This window comes from Staphylococcus simulans (genome assembly GCF_002902285.1).
Taxonomy (GTDB): domain Bacteria; phylum Bacillota; class Bacilli; order Staphylococcales; family Staphylococcaceae; genus Staphylococcus; species Staphylococcus simulans.
The window spans coordinates 140,442-146,334 of the sequence record NZ_PPRU01000045.1 but is presented as its reverse complement, the minus strand read 5'-3'; the positions used below and the strand labels follow the sequence as shown (position 1 = coordinate 146,334).

Annotated in this window: 7 protein-coding genes; 3 read left to right on the top strand and 4 right to left on the bottom strand. The window is 32.3% G+C overall.

Features of this window, described 5'->3' with window-relative positions; all coding sequences use genetic code 11:
* The coding region (locus tag CD112_RS10965) for an antA/AntB antirepressor family protein (RefSeq protein WP_180991557.1) at positions 1 to 318 on the bottom strand (318 nt) is incomplete at its 3' end.
* Between the two features lie 14 nt (positions 319 to 332).
* Positions 333 to 572, bottom strand: coding sequence for a helix-turn-helix domain-containing protein (locus tag CD112_RS10960; protein WP_103364320.1), 240 nt, complete (start codon positions 570 to 572; stop codon positions 333 to 335).
* A gap of 189 nt (positions 573 to 761) precedes the next feature.
* On the opposite strand from CD112_RS10960, the gene CD112_RS10955 reads away from it, so the two are divergent.
* The 3 genes from CD112_RS10955 (at position 762) to CD112_RS10945 (ending at position 3,844) form a co-directional block, all read left to right on the top strand.
* Positions 762 to 1,436 carry an XRE family transcriptional regulator gene (locus CD112_RS10955; RefSeq protein WP_103364319.1) on the top strand — a complete coding sequence of 225 codons (675 nt, stop codon included), beginning with the start codon at positions 762 to 764 and terminating at the stop codon, positions 1,434 to 1,436.
* A gap of 15 nt (positions 1,437 to 1,451) precedes the next feature.
* On the top strand, positions 1,452 to 2,135 hold the full coding sequence (locus tag CD112_RS10950; RefSeq protein ID WP_103364318.1) for a hypothetical protein: 684 nt from the start codon (positions 1,452 to 1,454) through the stop codon (positions 2,133 to 2,135).
* Between the two features lie 326 nt (positions 2,136 to 2,461).
* Positions 2,462 to 3,844: a recombinase family protein gene (locus tag CD112_RS10945; RefSeq protein ID WP_103364317.1), complete on the top strand. Its 1,383-nt coding sequence runs from the start codon at positions 2,462 to 2,464 to the stop codon at positions 3,842 to 3,844.
* A gap of 387 nt (positions 3,845 to 4,231) precedes the next feature.
* Here the strand turns inward: CD112_RS10945 and CD112_RS10940 are convergent, their stop codons facing one another.
* Both CD112_RS10940 and CD112_RS10935 read right to left on the bottom strand, forming a co-directional pair.
* Complete coding sequence (locus CD112_RS10940) at positions 4,232 to 4,789, bottom strand: PBECR4 domain-containing protein (RefSeq protein ID WP_103364316.1); 558 nt, start codon at positions 4,787 to 4,789, stop codon at positions 4,232 to 4,234.
* Positions 4,790 to 5,424: 635 nt separating this feature from the next.
* The coding region (locus CD112_RS10935; protein ID WP_219727508.1) for an SH3 domain-containing protein at positions 5,425 to 5,893 on the bottom strand (469 nt) is incomplete at its 5' end.

The following is a 5,893-nucleotide window of genomic DNA, read 5'->3' as shown; positions in this document are numbered from 1 at the left end:
AATAAAATATTGTCTTGCACGCTTGCCTGGTTCACTGCGTTGTATCATTGCGATTTCTTTTGCAGTGTCTAGTGTGAGTGCGTGGTCAACGTAGTGAGTCATATTGCCTTGAGCTGTTGCTCTTTTTTGAGCGATAGCTGTATAGTCCGTATTTTCTTCAAAACCATATTTCAGCATTCTAGGGAACCAATCTTTATACGCTGTCTTTACTTCTAGCGCTTGATGAAGTTCTCGACCACTGATTGCGATTTCTCCATTTTCTTTTTCTTGAATGTTGAACATCTTTCCGATGTCAGGTTTAGTTTGTAAATCTTGCATGTGGTTTCCTCCTGTTAAGTTGTTTGACGTTGTTTTGTTGTGTTTTCACGACTTGAATTTAAAAAATATATATCTGCACTGATATCTAAGTACAGACAAATCTTTCTAACTTCAGTCATGGAGAAATCGTTACCGTTTGTTCTATTGAGTTTTTTATTCACTGTAGTCCTATTTACATCAAGCAACTCAGCTAAATCTTTGTTTTTAATCCCTCTTTCTATTAACAAACCTTTTAATTTGTTGTAAGCGTTCATTGTTTCACCTCTTTCTTTGTCGTGTTTTCACGACTCATCTATTATATTACACGTTAGTGTTACTTATTGCAACACCTTTTGTAGTATTTTTAAAACTTTTTTTATCTTTACCTATATATGTGTTGTAAATAAGCAACACTTAGTGTATATTAAAATTACACAGAAAAGAAAAGTAAGGAGTGAAAACAAATGACTTTCGGAGATAGAATAAGAAAATTAAGAAAACAAAAAGGTTTAACATTACAACAACTTAGTGATGATTTACATGACCAGTTTCCTGCCAAAGATAAAAAGAATAGTTTTACAAAAGGTAAATTATCCAACTGGGAAAATAATAAATCCGAACCAATAGCTAAAACCGTATCACAATTAGCTACTTATTTTGGTGTCAGCATGGATTACTTAATCGGCTTAGAAGATGATATTGTACCTTTAGAAAATATTAATAATTATTATAAAGTTCCCTATTACGGTAAAGTATCGGCAGGAAATTTCGAAACTGTAGAATTAGAACATAAGGATTTTGAAATTCCAGATATTGCATTCAAAGGACGTAAACCAAGCGAATGTATCGCCTTACAAATCAATGGAGACAGTATGAATAAAATCCTTGCAAATGGTTCATACATAGTCGTACACGATTATAGAATCAATCAAGATTACAAATTAAATAGTAATGATATTTTAGTATTGCGCATTGGCGGAGAATACACTGTAAAACGCGTTAGGCGTACTGAAACAAAGTTGCATTTAGATCCAGTAAGTTATTCAGATGAATTTAAAACAAATTCATTCGATTTAGAATCTATCGATGAAATAGAAGTAATTGGAAAAGTTATTTATAACTATCAAACATTTGAGTAAAAAGGAGATATTAAATTGAACGAGAAATGGTATCAAAAAAGTTGGTTCGTTATACTTATGCTAATTTTCCTGTTTCCTGTAGGACTTTTCTTGATGTGGTATTTCAAAAAATGGAACAAGCCTACAAGATGGATATTGACTGTGATTATTGTATTCATAAGTATATTCAGTATATTTGATAATTCCGACGAAAAAGAAAAAAATATAAAACCTAAAGATGAAAAAAGCACTCAAGACAAAAGAACAGTTAGTAAAGATAATAGCAAAGGTAAGAAGCATAAAAAAGAAAATGTTTCAGATACTGATATAAAACATACTAAACAAAACGGATATGATGTTTACACGCGTGACGCTGGTATGCCTTTGTCGCTAAACTCTGATTTTAATTCAATGAGTGTAGAAATGATAAATCTACTGGAAAAAGATAAAGAACACATTAACAAAGGTGCTATTATACTAAATTATTCTGAAATGAGTGATAAGAAGGGACACGACTCTAAAATAATTACTAGTGTAACCTACTTCTCTAAAGAAAATTTAGATGATATTAATTTTGACAATATCCTTGTTAAAGATTTTTATGATATAGCAGATGGCTTTGTAGTACATTTTAGTATTCAAAATGATGTAAAGGTAAAAAAACATAATATCGAAGAAATACCACAAGAGTTTTACGATAAGTTAGGTGAAGAAAAATAACAGGGCATTCACTTGCCCTATTTTTTACCCCCTCCACTCTGGGGCGAAAAATAAGTTAATAAGGAGATCAACTTTGAAAATCACAATCAACATTAAATCAAATAGATAGAGCCATAGTGAAACAATTTACTAACATTAAACTTGAATAGTTGCTGATTTCCTGTTAATATAATTATAGATTAATCCTTGAAAAAGAGGACTTTACATTATATCAACCCTTGAAAGAGAGGGCTCACAGGAAGTGCACTTGTACTTCCTGTTTTTTTTACATTTTTTCAGGGTACATCACCGTACCCTTATTATTTTTTTACCTTTTTAGAGGAGGAATGTTAATGAAAGTCGCAATATACACAAGAGTAAGTACATTGGAGCAAGCAAACGAAGGTTATTCTATCGGCGAACAAGAGCGAAAATTGAAACAGTTTTGCGATATAAACGATTGGAAAGTCGTAGATGTTTATGTAGACGCTGGTATATCAGGCGGCTCTCTTAAACGTCCGTCTTTACAAAAGTTACTTAATGATATTGATAAGTTTGATATGGTACTCGTTTATAAATTAGACCGCTTAACGCGTTCAGTGCGTGACTTACTGGACCTATTAGAAATCTTCGACCAAAACAACGTTGCTTTTAGAAGTGCAACAGAGGTTTATGATACTACAAATGCAATGGGACGCCTATTTGTTACGCTAGTAGGCGCAATGGCGGAGTGGGAACGTGCTACAATCACTGAACGTACGTTATATGGCAAAGAAGGCGCATTAGAGAGCGGTAAATTTCTTGGACACGTCCCTTTTTATTACGATCTAGTGGATAATAAATTAATCCCGAATGAAAATAGAAAGTACGTTGATTATATTATCAAGAGACTTAAAGAAAATATCTCAGCAACACAAATTGGTAAAGAATTAAGTAATATGAAAGATACTCCCGTCAAGTTCAATAAGACAATGGTAATTCAAATACTACATTCGCCTACTGCACACGGCCACACGAAATACGGTAAATTTTTTAAAGAAAATACACATGAACCTGTCATTACTCAAGAAGATTATAATACGGCTATAAAGATATTAAGTACCCGAAGACATACGTATAAACAAAATCACACTTCTATTTTTAGAGGCAAGATAGAATGCCCTAATAATTGCGGTAGATTTTTACATCTAAATGTAAATAAAATCAAGCGTGCTGATGGTAGCTACTATCTAAGACAATATTATAAATGCGATAAATGTTCGAGAGAGAAAAAGCCTTCTACTATTATCAGATACGACATGATGCAAGAAGCGTTTATGAAATATCTTAACAATTTAAGTTTCGATACTATCGAACCTCCTGAAAATAATGATGACGAAGAAGAATTCGAAATAGATATTGCTAAAGTCATGCGTCAACGAGAAAAATATCAAAAAGCATGGGCTATGGATCTAATGACTGATGATGAATTTAAAGCAAGAATGAAAGAAACAGATAAATTGTTAGAAGAAGCTTCTGAAAAAGAAGTTGAAAACAATGAACTAGAATTTGAGCAAGTAGTTAAGATTCAAAAATTACTACAAAAAAGTTGGAAGAACTTGAGTGAAGATAAGAAAGAAGATTTGGTGGCAGCGACTATAGATAAAATCCAAATCGAACTGATAAGAGGAAATAAGACAGTCAACAGTCCTAACGAGGTTAAGATTAAAGATGTTTCATTTCTATTGTAGTGTGTGGTGTTAGCATTTTGATTGTGATTTAACATACAAGACCACACACAAAAGGCCCACCTTTAATTAGGTGGGTCTTGTTATGTATATACACCACATCAACCTACCCTATTTTAGGACACAGAGCTATGTCGCTCGTCAGCAACGTCATATGAATGCTCAGTTGATGTGATGTAGACACTTTAAGCGGTCTGTGTCGATGACCGAGTCGTTTCATGGAACAACTATTTCATGTGTTTATTATAACATAAAAATTTATACGTATACTCCATTTTCTCACAACCTAAGTTATACTTTTGGCGAATTTTATCACTTAGGTCAAAGAAAAACAACATGATTGCATAAAAAAAAGAGGCAACCGTCGCAACAGTTATCTTGTAATCTATATTAATAATCTTCCCACCACATATTTGTAATTCGTGTTCTTTTAGTTCTGTTATATATACTTGAATTATTTATTTGATACATGGTCGCGGGAACATAATATTTACCACCATTAGCTAACTTAAGACCAATCATCATGTTAATATTTTTATGATAATCTATAAATAAAATTGCTAATTTTTGAGGATTTTTTCTGTTTTCTTTCGGAATAACGCATAGCTTAACTGTTTGTTCAATAAAACATTTATGTAAAAAATTGTAATTTATAAGTCTATTTCTAATCGTTCCGAATTCATGATGTTTCTTAATAATATCAATGGTTAATTCACCTTCTAATATACTTTGCAATGTTTTAGTAGCATTGTTATTTCTATTTTGAACTTTATGAAACCCTAACAAATGATGTATGTCTTTAGTATTAAATCTAATTTCAAATTTTTCTAGCTTTAAGTATGTGGTTTGAACGATTAATTTTTTCTTGGTGAAACATTCAATATAGTCGTTAAGAAGCATTTGTAAATCTATATTATTAATGTTTTCAACCTTATAGTAATTTTTCACAATACAAATACTCCTTAACAAATTATAAAAAATAGCCCCACGAATGTAGGGCTTATGTACCGAGTGAAGGGCAAAAAGGGTATCAATTGCCGGGATTAGTGTTAAGTTACAAGGCCACTTAACAGGCTATATAGCTCACTCCAACTATATATTACAAATGACGTTAGCATGTACATGGAAGAAAGAACGGAAAAGAGAGTTGACTTTCTTCACATATAACTATAATACTTTTGTCTTACTTTTTCAATAAAACAAACGAAATTTTTATAGTTAGTTCACTTTACTTACCTTTATTTCAGTTTACTTTCAATAAAAAAAGGGCTACTCTTTCCATTTCGTCACTCCCAAAAAAAAACCATGATTTCGAAAGCCCCATATGGTGGGGTTCCTACTCTCATGGGTAAGTTTACTGTTTAATCTATATTTAAATAGTAACACCTATTAAATGTATTTTCAATATTTTTAGTGTTTTTTTGTGAATGTTTTGGTTTAATTACCTTTGCTTCGGTTTATTTCAGTTTATTTCCAATAAAAAAGAGGGCTACCCGTAGGTAACCCTCAATAAAAGTATAGAGATGATTTTATATTATTATTACAAGGTAAAACCCCTTGCGTTTGTATTATAACGCATTTTCTTAACTGATACTACCCCAAAGTTTGCCCACACCATGATTAGGTGGTGCGACACCGTTCCATGTTCTTACTGGCAGATATAGTCGTTCGCCTTCAAAGCCGTCGTAACCTACCCAAACATGACCGTCTTGCAACATTACTTCATCATAGTTAATACTTGTGCCTGCTGGTAGCTTACCTGCTTGGTTACCATCAATACGGAATGGACCGACATGCCATACTTGGATAGGTTCATTACCATTTTTGAATGTAGCTTGTTCATTTTTCCACCAAGTACCATGTTTATTCTTTTTCCAATCTGTTGTCTTAACCACTTGTTGTTGTTCATTCTTTTTAACTTCTTTTTTAACATCGTTTTGTTTGATAACTTTGGCATTGCCTGTTTGAAGTTTTCCACCGTTATAATAATATTTAATACGACTAATAAAGTAATCCTTCATTTTATTTTGGTTAGCGGTTGTATACGGTGCG